Here is a 22,384-nt window from a genome sequence, read left to right as displayed (position 1 = left end):
GCCGGTGGCGCTACGCTACCGGGCCTACAAAACCGTAGGCCGGGTCAGGCGAAGCCGCCACCCGGCAGATCTTACTCCACAAAAATATGCGGATAGAACCGTGACAGATCCTGGGTGATCAGCGCTTTATCTTCACGAATGCCAATCCCGGCGGGTTGATCGTTAATCAGCCAGCTGCCAATCAGCGTATAGCTGTCGCCAAACTTCGGCAGCTGATAAAACGCCTGGACGATCATTCCCTCTTCGCCGTACGGCCCTTCAACCGCTTCCAGCGTTTTACCGTTTTCGATAATCGACACGTTCGCCCCTTCGCGGGAGAAAATCGGCTTAACGACGTATTTCTCCATGGGCGGATGGTCGTCTTCGGCAAAGTACGCTTCCAGCAGGTTAGGGTGGTCCGGGAACATCTCCCACAGCATCGGCAGCAGCGCTTTGTTGGAGATAATGCTCTTCCAGGCCGGCTCCAGCCAGCGCACACCGGCATCTTCCAGCTTGGTGGAGAACATTTCGCGCAGCATGTATTCCCACGGATAGAGCTTGAACAGGTTGCTGATCACCTGATCCTGCAAATCGGTGAACTGGCCTTTCTCACCCAGGCCGATGTCTTCCATATAAAGGAATTCGGTTGCGACTTCGGCTTCTGCGGCGCAGTCCTGCAGATACTGAACCGTTCCCCGATCTTCTTCCGTGTCGCGACAGCAGGCGAGGTGCAGCAGGTTAAAACCGTGCTGTTCACGCAGCTCAGCGAAACGCGCGATCAGCTTTTCCTGCAGGCTGTTGAACTGATCGCTCCCTTCCGGCAGGTTGCCTGCGTTAGCCTGATCTTCCAGCCAGATCCACTGGAAGAACGCTGCTTCATACAGGGATGTCGGCGTATCGGCGTTATTCTCTAATAGCTTGGGTTCACCCACGCCGTCCCACGCCAGATCGAGGCGCGAGTAAAGCGACGGCTGGCTGGTTTTCCATGACTGGCGAACAAAGCTCCAGGTGTGCTTTGGAATGCGGAATTTGGTCATCAGCTCGTCGCTGTCTATCACCTTCTCCACTACCTTCAGGCACATCTGGTGCAGCTCTGCGGTCACGTCTTCCAGCTTCTCAACCTGGGCGAGCGTGAGTTTGTAATAGGCATCTTCACACCAGTACGGCTCCCCGTACATAGTGTGGAAGTTAAAACCGTACTCGGTGGCTTTTTCGCGCCAGTCCGGGCGCTCGATAATACTGACTCTTTCCATGATCAGCCGCCCATTGAGCGAGTTGAAGAACCCGTTGCGCTGCGCTGCATGGTGTTTTGTTTCGCGACGGATTCACCGAAGCCGCCACGGGTAACGGTGCTGGTGGTTGCCGGTTTCGGTGCCATTGCCGTTTTCGGTACGGTCATGCTACGACCCGGCGTGGCAGCGCCGTAGTTTTTGCCGCTGGCATCGGTATATTTGCCGTACGCCGGGCTGTTTGGATTTTTGGAGCTAAACAGCGGCTGCTGCTGGTAGCCTGCACCGCCGCTCATCAGACGGCCCATCATATAACCCGCCATCAGCGGCATCCAGAAGCTGCCGCTGGACTGCGCCTGCGCCTGGTTTTCCGGCGCCATGCCTGCCTGCGCAGGTGCCTGCTGGCACTGGCCTTCACCAAACTCCGCCACGCAGTCTTCGCGTGAGGCATATTTCGGCGCGGTACGTTCCGCTTCTTTCAGGGCGTTGTTGTAGGCCGTTTTACATTCAGCTGCGTTACCGGTCGCGGACGCACAGTCGTCGGCGTTTTGATACATCGAGACGGTTTCGTCATTTTGTTCACAGCCAGCCAGCATAAAGACGGCGGTGATCGCCAGCGCGACCGGTGTGAGGTGACGCGCGTTCCAGCTTTTGCGGAACGAAGCGTGATTAATCGTTTTTGTCCGTTTCATCTTTGTCTTCCAGGACCCAGTGGTGATAACGCTCAGGATAGAGGATGAGTGGTTGAAAATGAAGCGAAGAGGGGCGAAATCAGGGGGTCTTTACGTTGACTTACGTTCAGGTGTGATATGTGTTCTCCCTCTCCCGTTAGCCAGGAGAGGGAAGGCAGGGCTTATTGACGGAACGGGTTGTTACCGTTGCCGGCAGGCGCGGTCGTACGCGCGGTAGCAGGCTGCGCGACAGGGGCGCTGCCGTTACCGTTAAAATTATCAACGGCGGCGTCCTGCTGTGGGTTCTCCGGCGCGACGCTTTCAGGCGACGTCGAGACCGGTTTGCCCAGCGCATTGTTCAGCGCCAGCAGATCCTGTTCGTTCAGCGTACCCAGTGCCTGCTTGATGTTCAGCTGGTTAATCAGGTACTGATAACGGGCGCTGGAGAGCTGCTGTTTGGCGTTGTACAGCGTGGTGGTTGCGTCCAGCACGTCGACGATAGTACGTGTACCGACGGAGTAACCGGCTTCCATCGCATCCAGTGAACTTTGCGCAGACACCACGGCTTGTTTATAGGCGTTGATGCTGCTGATAGAGGCGTTCACGTTGTTGAAAGACGAACGAACGGTCTGCACCACGTTGCGGTGCGCGCTTTCGAGCTGCTCGCTTGCGCCAACAAAGTTGTACTGCGCCTGTTTCACCTGAGAGTTCACCATTCCGCCCTGGTACAGCGGCAGGGAGAAGCTCAGGCCAACCTGATTCTGACCGATATTTTTGTCGTCATAGGCCTGAGTATTGGTTTTGGAGCCGCTGTAGGTGGTATCGGATACGCTGGTTGATGCGCTCAGGCTCAGCGTTGGCAGGTGACCATCTTGTGCCTGACGGATCTGTTCGCGGGCCAGATCCTGGCTCAGACGCGCCTGCAATAACGCCAGGTTGCGGTTTTCTGCTTCTTTCAGCAGCGCGTTGACGGCCTGCGGCTTATCGGTTTTGAAGCTGTCCACGTTCAGGGAGGCCAGCTCAGGATAGTAGTTACCGGTGACCTGACGCAGCGATTCCAGCGCGTTGTCGAGGTTGTTACGCGCGGTCACTTCGTTCGCCAGCACGCTGTCGTACTGTGAGCGGGCGTTTTGCACGTCGGTGATCGCCACCAGACCCACGTTGAAACGCTGGGTGGTTTGATCCAACTGACGGTAAATGGCCTGTTTCTGCGCTTCGGTGTAGGAGAGCGAGTCAATGGCGCTCAGCACGTTGAAGTACGCGGTAGCGGTGTTCAGGATCAGCGTCTGCTGATCGGTCTGATAGGTCACATCCTGGATGCCCGCGCTCTTTTCCTGCAGGGTCAGGGCGCGCCATTTGGACATATCAAACAGGGTCTGCGTTAACTGCAGCGACGCGCTGGTGGCGTTAGAGTTGACGCCATTATTATCGCGGTATCCGTTACCGTAGGTATAATCAGCACCCAGGCCCAGCTGCGGCAGCAGCGGACTACGTGCTTCGTTAATCTTTTCAAACGCAGCATCACGATCGGCCGCTGATTTACGTAAATCAGGGTTGCCCAGACGTGCCTGCTGGTAGACCTGTAACAGGTTCTCTGCCTGGCTCATTGAACTGAAGCCCGTCAGGCTCAGGCCGATAAGGATGGGGAGCAATTTCTTCATTTGCATTCCTTGTTGTGAAGCAGTATTAGCGCTGATCAAATTAAAAAATTATTGCCGATTCTAACAGAATCATCCGCACCAAAAGGTTGGCGTTACGTGCCATCTGGCGGTAATTTGCACCAATCTACCATATAGCCTTACAAACGGCAGCCAAACAGACTTGAAATTCACAATTTCATCACTATTGCTACCAGGACATGACTCATGCAAAAACCAGAAAAGTTGCCAGTGACTTTCACCAAAAACGATGTAGAAATTATTGCACGAGAAACGCTTTATAGCGGTTTTTTTTCAATGGATCTTTACCGTTTCAGGCATCGCTTATTTAACGGCGAGATGAGCGGTGAAATTAAACGTGAAATTTTTGAGCGCGGCCATGCGGCTGTCTTGCTACCCTTTGACCCAGTGCGTGATGAAGTGGTGCTGATCGAGCAGATCCGTATTGCGGCGTATGATGTCAGTGAAAGCCCGTGGCTGCTGGAGATGGTGGCCGGGATGATCGAAGAAGGCGAGTCCGTCGAGGACGTTGCCCGCCGCGAAGCGCAGGAAGAGGCGGGGCTGGTCGTCGGCAGAACGCAGCCCGTGCTGAGCTATCTGGCAAGCCCAGGCGGCACGAGCGAACGTTTATCTATTATGGTAGGCGAAGTGGACGCCACGACCGCGAAAGGTATTCACGGTCTGGCTGATGAAAACGAAGACATTCGTGTTCATGTGGTGAGCCGGGAACAGGCTTACCAGTGGGTAGAAGAGGGGAAAATCGACAACGCAGCGTCTGTCATCGCCCTGCAATGGCTGCAGCTGCATCATCAGAAATTAAGAAACGAGTGGTTAAAATGAAGCGTTATACACCTGACTTCCCAGAAATGATGCGCCTGTGCGAAACCAATTTCGCCCAGTTGCGCCGCCTGCTGCCGCGAAACGACGCACCCGGCGAAACGGTTAGCTATCAGGTGAGCAACGCGCAGTACCGGTTAACTATTACAGAATCAACGCGTTACACGACCCTGGTCGAGATAGAACAAACCGCGCCCACCATTAGCTACTGGAGCCTGCCGTCGATGTCGGTACGCCTCTATCATGACGCAATGGTCGCTGAAGTGTGTTCAAGCCAGCAGATCTTTCGCTTCAAAGCGCGGTATGATTATCCCAATAAAAAGTTGCATCAACGCGACGAAAAGCATCAAATTAACCAGTTTTTAGCTGACTGGCTAAGATATTGTTTAGCACATGGAGCAATGGCGATTCCGGTTTGTTAGCGTCATAAACCTACCTAAGGACACCATTTGGAAAGCCTGTTGAACCTGACTGTTGCTGGTGGGGCGCCAGTCAGGATATTACAAATCACCGATACTCACCTTTTTGCCGAAAAGCATGAGACTTTGCTGGGCGTGAATACCTGGGAGAGTTATCAGGCTGTATTAAGCGCGATTCATGCCGAAAACCGCCACTGCGATTTGATTGTCGCAACGGGCGATCTGGCGCAGGATCAATCCTCCGCGGCCTATCAGCATTTTTCTGAAGGCATCGCGAGCTTCAGCGCACCTTGCGTCTGGTTGCCGGGCAATCACGACTTTCAGCCTGCCATGTATAGCTCGCTTCAGGAGGCGGGGATCTCCCCGGCGAAGTGTGTTTTCCTCGGCGAACAGTGGCAAGTTCTGCTGCTCGACAGTCAGGTGTTTGGCGTTCCTCACGGTGAACTGAGCGACTTTCAGCTCGACTGGCTGGAGAGCAAACTGGCCGCTGAGCCTGCGCGGCATACGCTGCTTTTGCTTCATCATCACCCTCTGCCTGCCGGCTGTAGCTGGCTTGATCAACACAGCCTGCGCAATTCGGCCGCGCTGGACAGAGTGCTGGTGAAATTCCCGCACGTGAAAAACCTGCTGTGCGGGCACATTCACCAGGAGCAGGATCTCGACTGGAACGGTCGCCGCCTGCTGGCTACCCCTTCGACCTGCGTACAGTTCAAGCCGCACTGCGACAGCTTTACGCTGGATACCATCGCGCCGGGCTGGCGGTGGCTGGAACTGCATGCCGACGGCACTCTGACCACGGAAGTCTGCCGGTTGTCAGGCGCAGAATTTCGTCCCGATACCGCTTCAGAAGGCTATTGATGTCGACGCTTCTCTATTTACACGGATTCAACAGCTCCCCGCGCTCTGCAAAAGCGACGCTGTTTCGCCAGTGGCTGAGCGAGCATCATCCGCACGTTGAGATGATCGTCCCCCAGTTGCCGCCCTATCCGGCAGACGCGGCGGAGATGCTGGAATCCATTGTGCTGGAACATGGCGGAGAGTCGCTTGGCATTGTGGGATCGTCGCTCGGCGGATATTACGCCACCTGGCTGTCGCAAGCGTTTATGGTGCCCGCCGTGGTGGTTAACCCGGCGGTACGCCCGTTTGAGCTGCTGAGGGACTTTCTCGGGCAAAACGAGAACCCCTACACCGGACAACAATATGTGCTAGAGTCACGCCATATTTACGACCTCAAAGTCATGCAGGTAGACCCGCTGGAAGCGCCCGATCTTATCTGGCTGCTGCAGCAGACGGGTGATGAAGTGCTGGATTACCGCCAGGCAGTGGCGTATTACGCATCCTGCCGCCAAACTGTAGAAGAGGGCGGAAATCATGCTTTCACGGGCTTTGAGGATCATTTCACCCAGATTGTCGATTTTCTTGGACTGCAAAGCCTCTGACAATCAATGCGAATTGCTAGTTTAAATCATGACGCAAACCTATAACGCTGATGCCATTGAGGTACTCACCGGGCTTGAGCCGGTTCGCCGCCGCCCGGGGATGTACACCGATACGACGCGCCCAAACCACCTGGGCCAGGAAGTTATTGATAACAGTGTGGACGAAGCGCTGGCAGGCCATGCCAAACGCGTCGATGTTATCCTGCACGCCGATCAGTCGCTGGAAGTCATCGATGACGGGCGCGGCATGCCGGTGGATATTCACCCGGAAGAGGGGGTCCCGGCCGTTGAGCTGATCCTCTGCCGTCTGCATGCGGGCGGTAAATTCTCCAACAAAAACTACCAGTTCTCCGGCGGCCTGCACGGCGTGGGGATCTCCGTGGTTAACGCCCTGTCTAAACGCGTTGAAGTGAACGTTCGCCGCGACGGCCAGGTGTACAACATCGCCTTTGAAAACGGCGAAAAAGTACAGGACTTACAGGTTGTCGGCACCTGCGGTAAACGCAACACCGGCACCAGCGTCCACTTCTGGCCTGACGGGAGCTTCTTCGACAGCCCACGTTTCTCGGTGTCTCGCCTGACGCACCTGCTGAAAGCCAAAGCGGTGCTGTGCCCGGGCGTGGAAATCACCTTTAAAGATAACGTCAATAATACCGAACAAACCTGGTGTTACGCCGACGGTCTGAACGACTACCTGTGCGAAGCGGTAAACGGCCTGCCGACGCTGCCGGAGAAACCTTTTGTGGGTAATTTCTCAGGCGATACCGAAGCGGTCGACTGGGCGCTGCTGTGGCTGCCGGAAGGCGGCGAGCTGCTGACTGAAAGCTACGTCAACCTGATCCCGACAATGCTTGGCGGGACGCACGTCAACGGCCTGCGTCAGGGTCTGCTCGATGCGATGCGCGAGTTCTGTGAATACCGCAACATTCTGCCGCGCGGCGTGAAGCTCTCGGCGGAAGATATCTGGGATCGCTGCGCCTACGTACTCTCCGTGAAGATGCAGGATCCGCAGTTTGCCGGTCAAACCAAAGAGCGCCTCTCGTCGCGTCAGTGCGCGGCCTTCGTTTCCGGCGTGGTCAAAGATGCCTTTACGCTGTGGCTGAACCAGAACGTGCAGGCGGCAGAAATGCTGGCCGAACTGGCGATCTCCAGCGCGCAGCGTCGTTTGCGTGCGGCGAAGAAAGTTGTGCGTAAAAAGCTGACCAGCGGCCCCGCGCTGCCGGGCAAGCTGGCGGACTGTACCGCACAGGATCTTAATCGCACCGAGCTGTTCCTGGTCGAAGGGGACTCGGCGGGCGGATCCGCCAAGCAGGCGCGCGATCGCGAATATCAGGCGATCATGCCGCTTAAGGGTAAGATCCTGAATACCTGGGAGGTCTCCTCTGACGAAGTGCTGGCCTCGCAGGAGGTCCACGATATCTCTGTCGCGATCGGCATCGATCCGGACAGCGAGGATCTGAGCCAGCTGCGCTACGGCAAGATCTGTATCCTTGCGGATGCGGATTCCGACGGGCTGCACATCGCCACGCTGCTGTGCGCGCTGTTCGTGAAGCACTTCCGTACGCTGGTGAAAAACGGCCACGTCCACGTTGCGCTGCCGCCGCTGTACCGTATCGACCTCGGCAAAGAGGTTTACTACGCGCTGACGGAAGAAGAGAAAGAAGGCGTGCTGGATCAGCTAAAACGCAAGAAGGGCAAACCGAACGTACAGCGCTTTAAAGGGCTGGGCGAGATGAACCCGATGCAGCTGCGTGAAACCACCCTGGATCCAAACACCCGCCGTCTGGTGCAGCTGACGATCAGCGACGAAGACGAACAGCAAACCAACGCCATGATGGATATGCTGCTGGCCAAGAAACGTTCAGAAGATCGACGTAACTGGCTGCAGGAGAAAGGCGATATGGCGGACATTGAAGCCTGATGCACTGGCCCTCAGCCTCCACGAGGCTGAGGGATCTCCGGCTACCTGGGCGTAGCGCCGTTATCCCGTCAGCGAACCTCTGTTTTTTCCGGTTTCAAAAAGCGCAGATTCACAATCGCGCCATCGGTGGGCACGGTCTCCAGCTCATTCACATCCATATCGGTTCCTTCTGGCAGGCTGAAGCTGTCCACCGTGATGCGGTTTACGCGCCAGGGCGTGAGGTAACTCACCAGCAGATCGCCATTTGCGTTGGTGGTTGAACCGAACTGGTTATAAAACCCAATCTTCGCCGAACCAGGCACCTGAACCAATGCCGCAGTACTTCCCAGCGTCTGGCCCAGGACAACACCCTCCTGATATACCAGCACGCTGCCGCTGACGTCGCCATGATAATCACGTTGCGTGCCGCTGCGGGTCATACTGACGTTCAGTTCGCCGCTGTTGTACTGATAGCCGATACTGCTTTTCAGAGCATCGTTCCCGTGTTCGCTATGCTCCGCCGTCACGTCATAGCGCAGGCTATAATCGTCCAGTGCCGAGCCATTAATGTTGATTCCATGGGTATTCTTATTCCGACTGGCGAGGTCGGACACCAGTGCCACATTGGTAAAATGGCTTCCAGTGCTGAAGGGGATGCTGATATTAATCCCCAGCGTCGATTCCGGGGCAGAGTCGCCGTAGCGGTCATAGCTGCCATACAGCGACAAATCGACGTCCTGCCAGCTGGCGTCCAGGCTCAGGGTGAGGCTGTTGCTGCCCGCTGCGCGAGTGCGTGATTTCAGCCAGCGCCAGGAGAGGCTGAGACTCGAGTTTTCGTCGAAGTTTTGCGTCAGCTCAACCTGGCTTTCAAGGCTACGCTGGGTGGTGTCATCATCCAGACCCCAGGCCAGCACCGAGGCGCGGTTTAACCGCTCCTCAAGCGAACGATACTGGCTACCGCGCGGGTACCACTGAAGTTGGGCGTTAAGGCTGGTTTCGGTTTGGAAAAATGTTTTTGCATAACGCATTCGCCCGACGCTGCCGCTGAGCGCTTTACCCTGCTGGCTGTAATGGGCGTTACGCACATCGGCAGACAACGCTCCCCATTTGCCCATATTGCCGCCCAATCCCACAACATGACTGACGTAATTCTCGCCCTGCTGTACGCCGCCAAATACGGTGGCGCGCGGGGCGACGCCCCAGGAGAGCGTGCTCTGCCAGAAACGATCTTTCTCCAGTTCCACGCCGTGAAAGGGCTTATAACGCCCGGCGACCAGCTCGTAGCTGAACATTTTATACTGCACCAGATTGGGCATGATCGAGTACGGAATGAACCGGGTACGCTCGCTCCCGTCGCTCTCCTGAATCGTCAGCTCAAGGTTGCCCTGCGAATCTGGCGGGTAAAAATCACGGATAACAAACGGCCCCGGTGGGACGTGGATGCGATAGACGCGCTCGCCGTTCTGACGAAGGGTAACTTCCGCTTCGCTGCGCGCATAGCCGTTAATCAGCGGTGAATAGGGCCGCCAGCTATCCGGGAACATCGCCTCATCGCTGGCAAGGGACACCCCCCGATAGGACATACTGTCGAACAGGTTCGATGAGGTGTAACCGTCGCCAAGATTAAGCCGGGATCGCATAGACGTGATGCTGCGCCAGACAGAAGCTGAATTACTGTAAGAGCCGTGCTGGCGGTCTGCCTCTCGCCAGAATGTATTCTGGTAGCGCATGCGCCATGGCCCGACGTTAAGGCCGTTTTCCAGCGCGAGCGTTGCATCGGTGCCCGGCGTATCCCAACGGTACTGCGCGCGTTGGTTATTGACGTCCAGCCGGTAGTTAACAAACAGGGCATTGATTCCATCATCCCAGCGGCTGGTACTGATCCCGTTTTGTTGCGGATTAAACGCCTCCTGGGGAAATAAAAGCGTGAGCAGGTTGGCATCCGGACGATACCAGAACTGGAGATCGAAGGCGTTCGCCGAGTCGGCGCTCAGACACGCCCTGGTATCCCAGTGAAGCTTATCAAGTACGGTGGATTTTACGCCCCACTCTTCAAGCAGAGGACGCGTCAGGCAGGGTTTATCGGATTGAAAATCAAGAAAGATTGAGCCTTTATAGTCGTTGTTAAGAATCACCCATGTCTTTTCATTTGCAGACGCAGCGTTTGCTGTCAGTAACAGCACCAACACTCGGATTGCATGGTGGATCTGCATTTTGCGTCAATCTCGTGGGCAGCGTTTGCTGCCCACGATTAAGCTCGCGATGGCTTATTTATTGAGGGCTGCCAGCTCAGCGCGAGCCTGGTTCAGCTCCTGCTGGATTTCACGCAGATCCGCCTGCTTTTCTGCCAGTTTTTTCTGGTACTTGGCGATCTTCTTGGCATTGCCCTTCGCTTTAGCTTCTGCCAGATCGGCCTGAACTTCAGCGATGTCGCCACGTTTTTCAGCCAGTTTTTTCTCCAGCTTGCGCACGTCTTTCTGGGCATCAGCCAGAACGCTTGCGTTAGTACAGTGGGCTTTAACTTCTGCCAGGGCTTTTTTCAGGCCATTCACTTTGTAGGTATTGCCATACTGCTGGGCAATTTTGATCTCTTTTTCCAGCGCTGCGCTTTTAGCTGCACAGCTTTCAGCGGCGTGTGCTGATGCTGTAGCGAACATACCCACAGCGGCAACGACAGACAGAACGGAAACTAATTTCTTCATGGTCTTTCTCCTTTGTTGATGTATTGCCTGAGCAGATGCTCCGGCAATCTCCTGTGAACAAAAGAGTACTGCAACGCGGATAGCCAAAACGATGCAGACGCGTCCTCAACGCATGTAGGACGTGGATTAAGGTTGTCGTCCTGAATCGTGCCAACGCTGTAACGCGGCGCGTAGCTGCGCAAGTTCAGCTAACAGCTGGTGGATCCCGTCGTGGTCCGGGGTGGCTTCCTGTGCTTCACAGCGGGCTATCAATGCGGGCACGCCCAGTAACGCCAGTCCGCCGCGCAGTTTGTGCAGCGTCTCACGCAGTGAGGTTTCTGGCGCGGCGAGCCAGGCGCGCAAGTGGGCAAGGGATTCATCAATGACCGACATCTGGAGCGAAAGAAACAGGGGCAGATTATCCCCTTCCAGCAGCTCGGGCGGCAGGTTACACGCCAATGCGTCTTGCGGCTCCTCGGCGACCGGGACAGATCCCTTCAGGGGAGCCAGCAGTTCTGCCAGCATAGTGAGCGTGACCGGCTTGAAGAGACAGTCGCGCATGCCTGCTTCTCTTGCCATCTCACGGACAACTTCCCGTGCGTCTGCGGTCGCGCCAAAGACCGCAATGTCGGGGTAGTGCGCACGGATGAGCTGTGCCAGTTCGAACCCGCTCATGCCGGGCATATTGCAATCGGTGATCACCGCATCAGGTTGCGCCTGCTTTAGCGTTTCCAGCGCAGAGGCTGAGCTGTCGGCGCCGATCGCGCGGTGGCCGAGCCAGCTCAGCTGCTGGCTTAATACCATTCTGCCCACGGGATTATCATCGACAATCAAAACGCGCAGAGAGGGGCGGGAAAGCGGCGACGCGGGCTGTATATCAGGAGCATCCTGGCGTTCTGCCATCACCGGCAGCTTAAGGGAGACCGTGACCGTCGTTCCATGTCCAGGCTCGCTGTGGATCGCTAAGCTGCCGCCCATCATCATTGTTAACGTGCGGCAGATATACAGGCCCAGCCCGCTCCCCTGTGCGACGTTACGGGTGTTTCCCTGAGCGAAGGGCTGGAATAACCGCTGCCGGGTGGCCTCGTCGATACCTTCGCCGGTATCGACGACCGTGATACGCAACAGCAGATAGCCCTCGTCACGTCCGTCGAGCTGTACGCTCAGCGTTATCTGCCCGCGTTCGGTGAATTTGATCGCGTTTCCGACGATATTAACCAAAATCTGCCTGAAACGGCTGCGATCGACCAGCACGTCCTCCTGCAGTTCGGCATCACGTTCCAGCACGAAGGCCAGCCCTTTTTGCGCCGCCATGCCTTCGAACAACATCGCGGGCTCCTCAATCAGCTTGCGCAGCGAGGCCCGCTCGGGGCGGAGCACCAGGCGGCCAGATTCAATACGCGACACATCAAGTATGTTGCCAATCAACTGCAGCAGGGCCTGGGCCGCATCCCACGCCACCTGTACCGACTGGCGGTTTTGCTGGGTATCGCCAGGGCGCTTCATGACGAGTTCCAGCATCCCCATGATTGCGCCGATAGGCGTGCGTATCTCGTGGCTCATGGTGGTCAGAAACACGCTCTTCGCACGGCTGGCGCGATGGGCACGATTTCTGGATTGTCGCTGAGCCGACATGATCTTCAGCATTCGCTGCTGAGCGCGCCGATGGCGGCGATAACCCCAGGCGGCGGCGAGGCAGAGGAGAACCACGATAGCCAGTCCGACGGTCAATACCGTGCTCAGCGCTACCTGTTTTGGCCCGGTCGACGTGAAGCTGTTACCGGCATTTCCGCCACGGGTCAGGGCATGGAGATCCTCCGGCGGAATATTAATGAGCGCTTTATTGAGAATGGTAATTAAAGGCCAGGACTGACGGGACGCCCCGAATGAGAATCGCATCGGGTCGATGTCGATACTTCCCAGAATACGGAGCGCGGCATACTCTTTATTCGCCAGAAGCGTATTGGCGACGATCAGCGGCATGGCCATCATCTTGTCGTGGCTGTGAACGATGCGGTTGAGCCCCTGTCGCCAGGTGTCGACTTTTTCCGTTTGGCCTCCGCTCTGCTTACGTAACCACTCTTCTGGCGACTGCCCATCCAGGCTGAGCACGCCAGGACTCACCGCGCCCGGAACAGAATGCGCTTGCCCGACCATCACCCAGGAGTTATAGAGCCAGGTACGGGTGGTCAGTAAATCAGTGCGCCAGATATCCCCCTGCGTCACGCCTGCAACCAAATCCGATTTTCCCGCTTTCACCGACGCCAGGGCAGCCCTTTGGGTAGGAAAACGCTGGATGACAAAGGTAAACCCGGTGCGGAGCTGCAATGCGGTCAGGACATCGGCGATGATGCCACGCATCTGGCCACCGTCATCAAAAAAGGCGATCGGTGGGTTATCCTCGGCCACGGCCACCCGTATACGTTTGTGCTCATCAATCCATTTATTTTCCAGCGAGGTAAAGACCGGTTTCTGCTCGCTCAGTGAAAGCGGGATGCCGCCATTCCACCGACGGTGTATCTCTACGCTTGCACTTTCCGGCAACGCGGCCAGAAAGTTATTCAGCACCCTTACCCACATGTGCATCTTTGGCATTGCCGCAAAGGAAAATCCTGACACGGGAAAGGGGGTGTCGAGAGGGCGTATGAGTAAGTTGCTGATGTTGGACTGGTTCACCAGATAGCGGGCGGTAACGCCATCGCAAAAGAAAAGGTCGATTTTTCGAAACGCGAGTGCTTCCAGCGCGTGGCGCGGTGAGTAGAAGGGGACGATCTCCGCGTTCGGGTAACGCTGCAGGACGCGTTGAGGATCGTAGCCCGGCGCGATGGCAATCTTTCTGACCGCATCATCCTGTGTGGCTTCGTTATTGACCACTTCAACGGCAGCATTTGGGCTGTAGGGATGGCTCAGTATCAGCCCCTGATTTTGCTGGTTATCGCTGGCCTGCGCGATGAAGTCCGCTTCCCCTGCGCGTAACGCCTCCAGCGCAGCGTCATAGTTTGGGTAGCGAATAACCTCTATTTCGACGCCAAGATTATCCGCCGCCAGGCCGAGGAAATCGGCATTGATGCCACCGTAATCGTTCAGGCCGGTGGTAATGTCATAGGGCGGCGACATCGGCAACCAGACGGCCAGGCGGATTTTGCGGTGTTCACGCAGCCAGCGCCATTCGCTTGCACCAAGTCCCGGGTCGGCAATCGTCTCCATGCTTCGGGAGAGAAGCTTAAGGGGTTCCTGCGCTGTCGCACCTTGTGCCATAAAAGCGACGAGTAACAGCAGCAGTCCGCTAAGTATTCTCATTATCAGACTCTCTGAAGACAAGCGAGATAAGCTGGTTGAGATCGTCGCAGCCACATTTTTGCAGCATCCGGGTTTTATAGGTGCTAATGGTTTTATTGCTGAGCATCAGGAGATCGGCAATCTCTTTGTTACTCTTGCCCTGTTTCAGATAATTGAGAACGGCAATTTCGCGATCCGAGAAGCGGCTTGATAGTGATTCAGACGCATCGTTTTTTTCATTGATGCTGGCGGCTTTGAACAGCGTCCCTTCGGGAAAACATTGGTAGCCCGCCATAATGAGCCGGCACAGTGGCTCAACGTTTTCCAGCGGCATATTTTTATTGATAAACCCCTGCGCCCCGGCGTGGAGCGTTCTCAGCGCATATAAACCTGCTGACTGGCTGGTAAAGACCAGAATGTTAAGTTCCGGGAGGTGTTGTTTAATTCGGGGTAACAGGTCGAGGCCATCGGCGTGCTTAAGTTCGAGATCCAGGATTAATAAGTCCGGGCGCTGCTGATGCAGTTGGGACAGCAGGTTCTCACCCGTAGAGGTACTGACGGTCATATCTCCGTGCTTTTCCAGAAGTACTTTTAATGCAAAGCAGATTGCTGGATGATCGTCTACAAGCAAAATCGAAATCATACTACCCTTGTCCTTTTGGTGGCCTCACTGACTCCGTCGACCTGAGGGGCAATATAGTAATCAACAGCGGATAAGAACGATATAGTAAAAGGCTGGATTTAAGATTTTGGATTTAGGATTAAGGCAACTTTTACTATTTCAGCGCGGTTTATTCCGAATAAAGAATTAAATTAAAAGCCCTGTTTCGTGAGTTGCCGGGATAATTAAGATATTGCCTAATGAAATTGCAGCCGCCATCCGGCAATAAAGCCGCTCATCGGTTCGCATGGTTCTTCCTGTACTGCAACGGCGTCTCGCCAATCCCTTTTTTAAACGCGCTGATAAACCAGGTGACGTCAGAAAACCCGACCCGTGTCGCTATCTCGCGCACGCTCGCATCGCTGTGCAATAAGCACTCGCAGGCCTTTCGCAGCCGGAGCGTATTCAGGTAGTCGTGAATTTTCTCGCCGGTTTCGGCATGGAATTTTCGCGACACATAGCTGCGCGATTTCCCCAGTTCGTGCGCCAGCGCGTCGAGGCGAAATTTCTCCTGATAATGTTCATCCAGCCAGAACATCGCCTGGCTGGCGATCCCCTGACTGTTGCCCGGTGCGCCGTCGTTATCGTCCGGCAGCATCGCGAACAGGCTGATGAGCAGCGAGGCAATGTTCTCGCTGTTCATCGGTGGCCGGTAACAGTTAAACAGATGCACGAGATGATCATGGCAATGCGCCAGATCCGCTACCCACGCCTCTGCACCGCGAAAGGAGAGCCTTTGCAGCCGCTGCCGGGCATGGGGAAAATCACGCAACACCTTCAGGACCGCATGCTGGTCGAGATGGATGATGGTGCGTCGATACAGGGCCTGCGCCTGCTCATCCACTCTCACCTTGTGCAGGGTGAAGGGAGGGAAGAAAAACAGCCGTCCGGGACGCATGGTGTAGTGGCGGTTATCGACGATCACCACGCCAAACCCTTCTTCGACGTAGAGGATCTCCAGGCATTGATGCCAGTGATGGTAACGCACGGTATTGGCAAACAGACGGCTGAACGATCCCACCGCATCGTTCAGGGTAATCAACTCCAGATAATCGGCTGTCGGCGTGTCGCGCATAGGGCAATAAAACTCAACTTTTCCTCGTCTGGCTATCGTTATAAACCACCTTTTTAAATTTTCTCAACTGCGGGTTTAGTTATCGTTCGCACCTGTGACCTGGCTAACATTTCTCCAGCTCGCGGATTCACTATGCTTTGCCGCAGTTGATTACGAGGGCGAAAGTATGTGGGCGGCAAATCAGAAAACATCAAATCCGTTGTCTTCACGCCAGGACGTGGTGGCGTCTCTCAATGCCATGCTCGGCGCGCTGGATGCACAGTTTCCGGCGGGGCAGTCGCGTTTCTCACTCGGCGAGACCTGTGCGCATTACGCGACGGATATTGCGCAGATGGAAGGGCTGTCGCGCGCGCTGTGGGGGCTGTTTCCGCTGATGGCCTCCGGCGATGCCGTCCCGTTCAGCGACAAGTACATTGAGGCGATCCGGCTCGGCACCGATCCGCTCAGCGCGGGTTACTGGGGAGAAAGCGCCCCCTACGATCAGCGTCTGGTGGAGATGGCGGCCTACGGACTGGGGCTTGCGCTGCTCGGGGAAAAACTCACCGACCGCTTCAGCGAGCGCGAGGTCATGAACCTGCACGCGTGGCTCAACCAAATCACCGATGCGCAAATGCCGGACAGTAACTGGAACTACTTCGCCATCATGGTGCAGCTCGGCTTCAGGCGCGCCGGACTGCCGTACGACCAGCAGGCTATCGATCGCCGTTTTGCGCTGATGGAGGCTTACTATTTAGGCGACGGCTGGTATTCCGACGGCCCCGGTCGGCCAAAAGATTATTACATCTCAATGGCATTCCACTTCTACGGCCTGATTTACGCCACGCTCAGCGGTGATGAGGAGAGGGGGCAGATCCTGCGTGAGCGGTCGCGCCTGTTCGCCGAAGACTTTATCTACTGGTCCGCCGCCGACGGTGCGTCGGTGCCGTTTGGCCGTAGTCTGACCTACCGCTTCGCGATGGTCGCTTTCTGGAGCGCGGTGGCCTTTTCCGGGCTTGAGGTATTCACACCGGGCATCGTGAAGGGCATTGTGCTGCGCCATTTACGCTGGTGGCAGCAGCGGCCCATTGCCGATCGCGACGGCATTCTGACGCTCGGTTTTGCTTATCCCAACCTGGCGATGTGTGAGGACTACAACTCGCCGGGGTCGCCGTACTGGGCGCTGAAAACCTTTCTGATCCTGGCCCTGCCGGAGACGCATCCGTTCTGGCAGGCCGGGGAAGCGCCGCTTCCCGCGCTGGCCGAAAAACGCGTGCTCCCGCATGCGGCGCAGATCCTGATGCACGCGGACGAGTCGCAGCACGTCACCATGCTCACCGCCGGTCAGCTTGAGCTGAACAATTACGTCAACACCGAGGCCAAATACACCAAATTCGCCTACTCCAGCCGCTTCGGCTTCACCCTTGAGCGCGGACGCTTTGGCCTGAAACACGCGGCGTGCGACTCCATGCTGCTGCTGGCCGACGGGGACGATTACTTTCGTGGCCGCCGGGCGTGTGATGCGGTGCGCGTCGAGGAAAATTACCTCTACTCGCGCTGGTCTCCGTGGTGCGACGTGCATATCGACACCTGGCAAATCCCGTTCGGCGAATGGCATCTGCGTCTGCACCGCATTCACAGCGCGCGGAAACTGCAAACGGCGGAGGGCGGATTTGCGGTGATGAAAACCGACCCTCAGATCCGCGATCGCGGCTGTTATCTGGCGGCCAGCAACGGCAGCAGCGTGATTGTCGATCTCTCTCCTGCGCTTACGCGCCAGCCGGACAGCCTCGTCACGCCGCCTAACAGCAGCGTGATGTTTGCGGAGTGCGCCTCCATCCCCCTGCTCATAACGGAACTCCCGCAAGGGGAAAGCTGGCTCTGTTGCGCCGTCTTCGCCAGCGAGCAACACCGGATTGCGGCGACGCCGCAGCTGACCATGACCCCTGACCAGGTCGTTATTCGCGACCCCGGAAGTGAACGCCAGCTGTCGTTCACCTTATAAAACTCTGGCCCCTACTCGTTGGCGAGGATGCTATGAAAAGACCATCTACAACAAACAGAACCGAATATTACAAAATCAGCAGCTTTATTTTTCTTTATTTCTTTACCTGGTCCGCCAGTATTGGCCTGCTGGCGATCTGGCTCGGGCAAAAAGCCAATCTTAGCGGGTCGGTCATTGGCACCGTCTTTGCGGTGAACGGTATTTTCTCGGTTATTCTGAAGCCGATCTACGGCTATATTCTCGATAAGATCGGCATGAGCAAATACCTGCTCTATTTTGTGGTGGCAATGTCTGCCCTGATGGCTCCATTCTTTATCTACGTTTACCAGCCGCTATTAATGTCCAACACCATGCTGGGGATAATTATTGGCGCGCTCTATTTGAGCTTTGCCTGGTATGCGGGCGTGGCGGCGTGCGAATCCTATTCCGACCGCTTCAGCCGTTTAAACGGCATGGAGTTTGGACAAATTCGCATGTGGGGCTCGCTCGGCTGGGCGGTGGCATCCTCCTTCTCCGGTCTGCTGTTTAACCTCTCTCCGGCCTATAATTTTATTATGGGCAGCGTGGCGTCGGTGGTGATGCTGATTGTCCTGCTGAGCCTGAAAGTGAACACTAACTCCGTTCACGCAGGTGAGGTGCTGACCAAAGAAAAAATCGCGCCGTCGGACGTGTACGCCCTGCTGCGGAATCGTAAATTCTGGGCCTTCTGCCTGTACGTGGCGGGTGTGGCGTGGATGATGTTTATTGCCGAGCAGCAATTCTCGCGCTATTTCGTCACCTTCTTCGACGATATTCACCAGGGTAACGCCGTCTTTGGCTATCTGGGTACCGTGCAGTCGGGAATGGAATTCGTGATGTATATGGTGATCCCGCTGTTCGTTAATTTTATCGGCGCTAAACGCGGGCTATTAATTGTCGGGCTGGTGGTCGGGGCGCGTCTGATTATTTCCGGGATGTGCGATTCACACCTGTTAATTTCCGTGCTTAAGCCGCTGTACGGGCTGGAAATCTGCCTGCTGCTGGTCTCCGTATTTAAATATATCGCCGAGCATTTCGACAAGCGCGTAAATGCCACCATGTATTTGCTGGGCTATCAGGCGATGCTGTACGTCGGCAACGTGGTGGTGTCATCGCCTGCCGGCTATATGTATGACCGCATCGGCTTCGAGCAGACCTATATCATCATGGGCGCTACGGCGCTGACCTTTACCCTGATCTCTGCGTTTACCCTCTCCGCCTGCCAGAGCAAGTGGCGTGGGAGCCGTACGCTGAACGTAGCCGAGCCCACTTCACGTTAATTATGCCGTCAAAGAAGGAACCGAAATATGTTAAGTCGTATCAAAGAGGAACGCCTGAACGCCATCGCCACGCCCGTCGATCCACGCGCGTTTAGCGATGAGCTGAGTTCGGCGCGCAGCCACGTCCTCGAGTTGATTAGCCGTCACGTAACCGAGTTCGGTGAGCTGTTCCCGGCGGAAACCTGTCAGGACGGTTTTTATCCGCTGACGGATAACGTGGAGTGGACCACCAGCTTCTGGACCGGGCAGCTGTGGCTGGCGTGGGAGATGAGCGGCGAAGAAAAATTCCGCGCGCTGGCGGAAAAGCACGTGCGCTCGTTTGGCCTGCGCATCGCCGGGCGCAGCGACACCAATACCCACGATCTGGGCTTCCTCTATACGCTCTCCTGCGTAGCGGCCTGGCGGCTGACCGGCAACCGTGAAGCGCGCGGCTTCTCTCTGCTGGCGGCACAAGCGCTGCTGGAGCGTTTTCACGCGCGGGCGAAGATCGTCCAGGCGTGGGGCGATCTGAACGATCCCGAGCAGGCCGGGCGTATGATCATCGACTGCAACATGAACCTGCCGCTGCTCTACTGGGCGAGCGAACAAACCGGCGATCCGCGCTTCGCGGAGGCGGCAAAAGCCCACGTCATGCAGGCTGCAACCTATCTTATTCGCGACGATGCCTCGACGTTCCACACCTACTATATGGATGTCGTGACGGGCGCACCGCGCTACGGCAACACCCAGCAGGGCTACGCCGACGACTCCTGCTGGTCGCGCGGGCAGGCCTGGGGCATTTACGGCTTCCTGTTGAGCTACATCTATACCGGCGATGAGACGATGATCGGCCTGTCAAAACGGCTGGCAAACTACTTCCTTAACCGCCTGCCGGAAGACAACGTCTGCCACTGGGATCTGGCGCTGGTGGGCACCGACGCGCTGCGCGATTCGTCATCGGCGGCGATTGCGGTGTGCGGCCTGCTGGAGCTGGTGAAACATCTGCCGGTTACGGACCCGGACCGGGAACGCTATCTGGAGTGGGCAAAAGGGATCATGTCTTCGCTGACGAAACACTATCTGATGGGCAAAGAAGAGAAGGGCAACGGGCTGCTGAAGCACTCGGTTTACCATCTGGCGAGCAACAAAGGGGTGGATGAGTGTGCAAGCTGGGGGGATTACTTCTACGTGGAAGCGCTGGTGCGGTTCACTCAGAGCTGGAAGCTGTACTGGTAAAAATGCCGGGGCGGATCACCACCCCAGCACGTCGGAAATCGCCCTGCGATAGGGCGTACTGATTTGCGCCGGTACGCGACGGAAGTAGTCCTGCGCATGGGCGCGCGTCTCTCCGCTAAGGCTGTCCAGATAGGCAATTGCCTCGTCAACGGTGGGAACGCGGCCTTCCAGGCTCGCGCTGCGGGGCGGCAGCCCGGTCCAGATGAGGGCATCGATGCCCTTTTCCGCTGCCCACGTCGTGAGGACACCGGTGCTGCGCCCGGCAATCAGCAGGGAGCCGATGCCGTCGCAGCGCGTCTGCGGAATGGCCTCCCGCTTGCGCAGCGCGTCGCAGGCCTGGCTTAGCGAATTCACGCTGAGCCAGGCCCATAGCACCGGTACCGCAGGGGCATTCATACAGAGGGCGGTCGCCAGCTCACCGCCGTCGCTGACCCGGCAAAACTCGACGGGCAGAGACGGCCCGTCAGGTTGCCACTCACCGGCGACGGGCAGCGGGCCGTACTTCCAGATTAACGAACCCCAGCCAAGGCAGGCTATTTTCATCCGTTCGCGTTCCGTTGCTATCAGGCTTTAGGAATACGCAGCGTCTGTCCGGGATAGATTTTATCCGGGCTGGAGAGCATCGGGCGGTTAGCTTCGAAAATCTTGTTGTACTGGTTGGCATCGCCGTACACGGTTTTGGAGATGGCGCTCAGGGTATCGCCGGATTTCACCGTGTAGTAGGTGGCTTCGTCTTTGGCATCGGTCGCGGTGATGTTGTTTTCCACTTCGCTCACGCCCGCGATGTTCCCGACGGCAACCTGGATTTTTTCTTTCTGCTCCTGCGTCAGCCCATCGCCGGTCACGCTGGCTTTGCCATCGGTGACGTTAACCTGGACCTTATCCGAGCCGGGAATATTCAGTTTCTTGAGGTGTTCGGCGATTTTGTCGCCCTGACCTTTGTGGTCGGTCAGGTTGTCCCACAGTTTTTCGCCTGCTTCTTTTACGAAATTAAAAAGACCCATTCCATCCTCCTGTTAAACATGAAGTCAGAATAAGCATAGCAGGTCACAGAAATTTCCCTCTCCGAAAGGAGAGGGAAGGAAGGATCAGACGCCCTGCTCCAGAATACGGATATGGGTGTCGAGCACGTTCCCTTTCACCGCGTCGCTCCACGTTTTCATGTGCGCGGTCTGCAGGTGTGCTTCAAGGTGCGCCACGGTTTCCCACTGCTCAACCATGATGATGGAGTCCGGCGCGGTGGCCTGGAAGCTGGCGTCGGTGGCGGCATCAATCATCGGCGCATAGCCGTGGCAGCCTTCTTCTTTCAGCACGGTTGGGATAATTTTTGCAAACTCATCCAGCACCGCCTGACGGTGATGTTGGCCTGGACGCGTACGAATTTCTGCAATTACGGTAAGCATATCGTTTCTCCTGATGTCAGGCTTCCAGTTAACCAAAAATCTCCGCGAGATGCTTGCGATATTCTGCGATATAGCGTGGGACATCAGGCATTTTAATCACGTCATTGACGATAAAGGTCGGCAGCGGGGTCATGCCCAGGAACTGATTGGCCTTGTGGAATGGCAGATATGCGCCGTCTACGCCCACGCCTTCAAAGAACTGATCTTTCTCGGTAAAGGCCTCGATTGGTGCGTTCCAGGTCAGGGAGAGCATGTATTTTTTGCCCTGGATCAGGCCGCCTGAGCCGTACTTTTTAGACGCATCAGAGCGGGTACGACCGTCGCTGGCATACAGGGAGCCGTGGCCTTCGGTGAACACGTCGTCCATGTATTTTTTCACGGTCCACGGTGCACCCATCCACCAGCCCGGCATCTGCCAGATGATGGTATCGGCCCACAGGAAGTTCTGCACTTCTGCTTTAACATCGTAATCGCCGTCCGCGCGCACCACCCTGACATCATGCCCGGCGTCGCGCAGGAAACCGTCCGCGACCTCGGTCAGGGTGTCATTCAACTGGCCTTTAGAGTGCGCGAATTCTTTCGCGCCGTTGATAATCAGAATATTGCTCATTATTTGTCCTCGACGATGAGAGTATGCCGGATAGTCTACGCGCGAGAAC

General features: G+C 56.4%; 20 protein-coding genes. 8 read left to right on the top strand and 12 right to left on the bottom strand.

What is annotated here, in order from left to right:
- Positions 1 to 71: 71 nt before the first annotated feature.
- The 3 genes from FFS28_RS18315 to tolC all read right to left on the bottom strand — a co-directional run bounded on the left by FFS28_RS18315 (position 72) and on the right by tolC (position 3,540).
- Positions 72 to 1,232 carry a glutathionylspermidine synthase family protein gene (locus FFS28_RS18315; RefSeq protein ID WP_137903652.1) on the bottom strand — a complete coding sequence of 387 codons (1,161 nt, stop codon included), beginning with the start codon at positions 1,230 to 1,232 and terminating at the stop codon, positions 72 to 74.
- A 2-nt stretch (positions 1,233 to 1,234) separates the two neighbouring features.
- Positions 1,235 to 1,900 (bottom strand): DUF1190 family protein, encoded by a 666-nt coding sequence (locus FFS28_RS18310; RefSeq protein ID WP_006178573.1) that lies wholly within the window; start codon positions 1,898 to 1,900, stop codon positions 1,235 to 1,237.
- Between the two features lie 161 nt (positions 1,901 to 2,061).
- Positions 2,062 to 3,540 carry an outer membrane channel protein TolC gene (gene tolC, locus FFS28_RS18305; RefSeq protein WP_137903651.1) on the bottom strand — a complete coding sequence of 493 codons (1,479 nt, stop codon included), beginning with the start codon at positions 3,538 to 3,540 and terminating at the stop codon, positions 2,062 to 2,064.
- A 204-nt stretch (positions 3,541 to 3,744) separates the two neighbouring features.
- Here tolC and nudF point away from each other — a divergent pair, with 204 nt between their 5' ends.
- The 5 genes from nudF to parE are packed head-to-tail and all read left to right on the top strand — an operon-like array spanning position 3,745 to position 8,153.
- On the top strand, positions 3,745 to 4,377 hold the full coding sequence (gene nudF, locus FFS28_RS18300; protein WP_006178568.1) for an ADP-ribose diphosphatase: 633 nt from the start codon (positions 3,745 to 3,747) through the stop codon (positions 4,375 to 4,377).
- Positions 4,374 to 4,796, top strand: coding sequence for a DUF1249 family protein (locus tag FFS28_RS18295; RefSeq protein ID WP_006178567.1), 423 nt, complete (start codon positions 4,374 to 4,376; stop codon positions 4,794 to 4,796). Before nudF ends, FFS28_RS18295 begins: the two co-directional genes overlap by 4 nt.
- A gap of 27 nt (positions 4,797 to 4,823) precedes the next feature.
- Complete coding sequence (gene cpdA / locus FFS28_RS18290) at positions 4,824 to 5,651, top strand: 3',5'-cyclic-AMP phosphodiesterase (protein WP_137903650.1); 828 nt, start codon at positions 4,824 to 4,826, stop codon at positions 5,649 to 5,651.
- Positions 5,651 to 6,232 (top strand): esterase YqiA, encoded by a 582-nt coding sequence (gene yqiA / locus FFS28_RS18285; protein WP_058610749.1) that lies wholly within the window; start codon positions 5,651 to 5,653, stop codon positions 6,230 to 6,232. Before cpdA ends, yqiA begins: the two co-directional genes overlap by 1 nt.
- A gap of 28 nt (positions 6,233 to 6,260) precedes the next feature.
- On the top strand, positions 6,261 to 8,153 hold the full coding sequence (gene parE, locus FFS28_RS18280) for a DNA topoisomerase IV subunit B (protein WP_006178564.1): 1,893 nt from the start codon (positions 6,261 to 6,263) through the stop codon (positions 8,151 to 8,153).
- Positions 8,154 to 8,221: 68 nt separating this feature from the next.
- Here the strand turns inward: parE and FFS28_RS18275 are convergent, their stop codons facing one another.
- The 5 genes from FFS28_RS18275 to FFS28_RS18255 all read right to left on the bottom strand — a co-directional run bounded on the left by FFS28_RS18275 (position 8,222) and on the right by FFS28_RS18255 (position 15,828).
- On the bottom strand, positions 8,222 to 10,267 hold the full coding sequence (locus FFS28_RS18275; protein ID WP_249357454.1) for a fimbria/pilus outer membrane usher protein: 2,046 nt from the start codon (positions 10,265 to 10,267) through the stop codon (positions 8,222 to 8,224).
- A 132-nt stretch (positions 10,268 to 10,399) separates the two neighbouring features.
- Complete coding sequence (locus FFS28_RS18270) at positions 10,400 to 10,834, bottom strand: DUF1090 domain-containing protein (protein ID WP_006178562.1); 435 nt, start codon at positions 10,832 to 10,834, stop codon at positions 10,400 to 10,402.
- Positions 10,835 to 10,960: 126 nt separating this feature from the next.
- Positions 10,961 to 14,113, bottom strand: a complete 3,153-nt coding sequence (locus tag FFS28_RS18265) for an ATP-binding protein (RefSeq protein ID WP_137903648.1) — start codon at positions 14,111 to 14,113, stop codon at positions 10,961 to 10,963.
- On the bottom strand, positions 14,100 to 14,735 hold the full coding sequence (locus FFS28_RS18260; RefSeq protein WP_137903647.1) for a response regulator transcription factor: 636 nt from the start codon (positions 14,733 to 14,735) through the stop codon (positions 14,100 to 14,102). Before FFS28_RS18260 ends, FFS28_RS18265 begins: the two co-directional genes overlap by 14 nt.
- Before the next feature lie 253 nt (positions 14,736 to 14,988).
- Complete coding sequence (locus FFS28_RS18255; protein ID WP_137903646.1) at positions 14,989 to 15,828, bottom strand: helix-turn-helix transcriptional regulator; 840 nt, start codon at positions 15,826 to 15,828, stop codon at positions 14,989 to 14,991.
- Positions 15,829 to 15,994: 166 nt separating this feature from the next.
- Between FFS28_RS18255 and FFS28_RS18250 the strand changes: the two genes are divergently transcribed.
- The 3 genes from FFS28_RS18250 to FFS28_RS18240 are packed head-to-tail and all read left to right on the top strand — an operon-like array spanning position 15,995 to position 20,322.
- Positions 15,995 to 17,809, top strand: coding sequence for a DUF2264 domain-containing protein (locus tag FFS28_RS18250; protein ID WP_137903645.1), 1,815 nt, complete (start codon positions 15,995 to 15,997; stop codon positions 17,807 to 17,809).
- Between the two features lie 32 nt (positions 17,810 to 17,841).
- Positions 17,842 to 19,107 (top strand): oligosaccharide MFS transporter, encoded by a 1,266-nt coding sequence (locus tag FFS28_RS18245; RefSeq protein WP_006178556.1) that lies wholly within the window; start codon positions 17,842 to 17,844, stop codon positions 19,105 to 19,107.
- Positions 19,108 to 19,134: 27 nt separating this feature from the next.
- Complete coding sequence (locus FFS28_RS18240) at positions 19,135 to 20,322, top strand: glycoside hydrolase family 88 protein (protein ID WP_137903644.1); 1,188 nt, start codon at positions 19,135 to 19,137, stop codon at positions 20,320 to 20,322.
- 15 nt (positions 20,323 to 20,337) lie between these two features.
- Here FFS28_RS18240 and FFS28_RS18235 read toward each other — a convergent pair whose 3' ends face one another.
- The 4 genes from FFS28_RS18235 to FFS28_RS18220 all read right to left on the bottom strand — a co-directional run bounded on the left by FFS28_RS18235 (position 20,338) and on the right by FFS28_RS18220 (position 22,335).
- The gene (locus FFS28_RS18235) at positions 20,338 to 20,865 is read right to left on the bottom strand and encodes a hypothetical protein (protein ID WP_137903643.1); all 528 of its coding nucleotides are present in this window, start codon (positions 20,863 to 20,865) and stop codon (positions 20,338 to 20,340) included.
- A gap of 20 nt (positions 20,866 to 20,885) precedes the next feature.
- Positions 20,886 to 21,326: a peptidoglycan-binding protein LysM gene (gene lysM / locus FFS28_RS18230; RefSeq protein WP_006178553.1), complete on the bottom strand. Its 441-nt coding sequence runs from the start codon at positions 21,324 to 21,326 to the stop codon at positions 20,886 to 20,888.
- An 84-nt stretch (positions 21,327 to 21,410) separates the two neighbouring features.
- Complete coding sequence (locus tag FFS28_RS18225) at positions 21,411 to 21,725, bottom strand: putative quinol monooxygenase (protein ID WP_006178552.1); 315 nt, start codon at positions 21,723 to 21,725, stop codon at positions 21,411 to 21,413.
- Positions 21,726 to 21,753: 28 nt separating this feature from the next.
- Positions 21,754 to 22,335: an NAD(P)H-dependent oxidoreductase gene (locus FFS28_RS18220; RefSeq protein ID WP_006178551.1), complete on the bottom strand. Its 582-nt coding sequence runs from the start codon at positions 22,333 to 22,335 to the stop codon at positions 21,754 to 21,756.
- Positions 22,336 to 22,384 lie beyond the last annotated feature (49 nt).

It is taken from the genome of Enterobacter sp. 2VL (genome assembly GCF_005503595.1).
Classification (GTDB): Bacteria; Pseudomonadota; Gammaproteobacteria; order Enterobacterales; family Enterobacteriaceae; genus Enterobacter; species Enterobacter cancerogenus.
Note: the sequence above shows the minus strand (reverse complement) of the source record. Positions and strands in the feature narration are given on the sequence as shown.

Excerpts from the sequence above, each read along its gene's own strand:
- FFS28_RS18220 (WP_006178551.1), bottom strand. The coding sequence starts at position 22,335 with ATGAGCAATATTCTGATTATCAACGGCGCGAAAGAATTCGCGCACTCT.
- FFS28_RS18225 (WP_006178552.1), bottom strand. The coding sequence starts at position 21,725 with ATGCTTACCGTAATTGCAGAAATTCGTACGCGTCCAGGCCAACATCAC.
- FFS28_RS18240 (WP_137903644.1), top strand. The coding sequence starts at position 19,135 with ATGTTAAGTCGTATCAAAGAGGAACGCCTGAACGCCATCGCCACGCCC.
- FFS28_RS18315 (WP_137903652.1), bottom strand. The coding sequence starts at position 1,232 with ATGGAAAGAGTCAGTATTATCGAGCGCCCGGACTGGCGCGAAAAAGCC.
- FFS28_RS18245 (WP_006178556.1), top strand. The coding sequence starts at position 17,842 with ATGAAAAGACCATCTACAACAAACAGAACCGAATATTACAAAATCAGC.
- FFS28_RS18310 (WP_006178573.1), bottom strand. The coding sequence starts at position 1,900 with ATGAAACGGACAAAAACGATTAATCACGCTTCGTTCCGCAAAAGCTGG.
- nudF (WP_006178568.1), top strand. The coding sequence starts at position 3,745 with ATGCAAAAACCAGAAAAGTTGCCAGTGACTTTCACCAAAAACGATGTA.
- FFS28_RS18255 (WP_137903646.1), bottom strand. The coding sequence starts at position 15,828 with ATGCGCGACACGCCGACAGCCGATTATCTGGAGTTGATTACCCTGAAC.
- FFS28_RS18295 (WP_006178567.1), top strand. The coding sequence starts at position 4,374 with ATGAAGCGTTATACACCTGACTTCCCAGAAATGATGCGCCTGTGCGAA.
- FFS28_RS18250 (WP_137903645.1), top strand. The coding sequence starts at position 15,995 with ATGTGGGCGGCAAATCAGAAAACATCAAATCCGTTGTCTTCACGCCAG.
- FFS28_RS18260 (WP_137903647.1), bottom strand. The coding sequence starts at position 14,735 with ATGATTTCGATTTTGCTTGTAGACGATCATCCAGCAATCTGCTTTGCA.
- FFS28_RS18235 (WP_137903643.1), bottom strand. The coding sequence starts at position 20,865 with ATGAAAATAGCCTGCCTTGGCTGGGGTTCGTTAATCTGGAAGTACGGC.
- yqiA (WP_058610749.1), top strand. The coding sequence starts at position 5,651 with ATGTCGACGCTTCTCTATTTACACGGATTCAACAGCTCCCCGCGCTCT.
- parE (WP_006178564.1), top strand. The coding sequence starts at position 6,261 with ATGACGCAAACCTATAACGCTGATGCCATTGAGGTACTCACCGGGCTT.
- tolC (WP_137903651.1), bottom strand. The coding sequence starts at position 3,540 with ATGAAGAAATTGCTCCCCATCCTTATCGGCCTGAGCCTGACGGGCTTC.
- lysM (WP_006178553.1), bottom strand. The coding sequence starts at position 21,326 with ATGGGTCTTTTTAATTTCGTAAAAGAAGCAGGCGAAAAACTGTGGGAC.
- FFS28_RS18270 (WP_006178562.1), bottom strand. The coding sequence starts at position 10,834 with ATGAAGAAATTAGTTTCCGTTCTGTCTGTCGTTGCCGCTGTGGGTATG.
- FFS28_RS18265 (WP_137903648.1), bottom strand. The coding sequence starts at position 14,113 with ATGAGAATACTTAGCGGACTGCTGCTGTTACTCGTCGCTTTTATGGCA.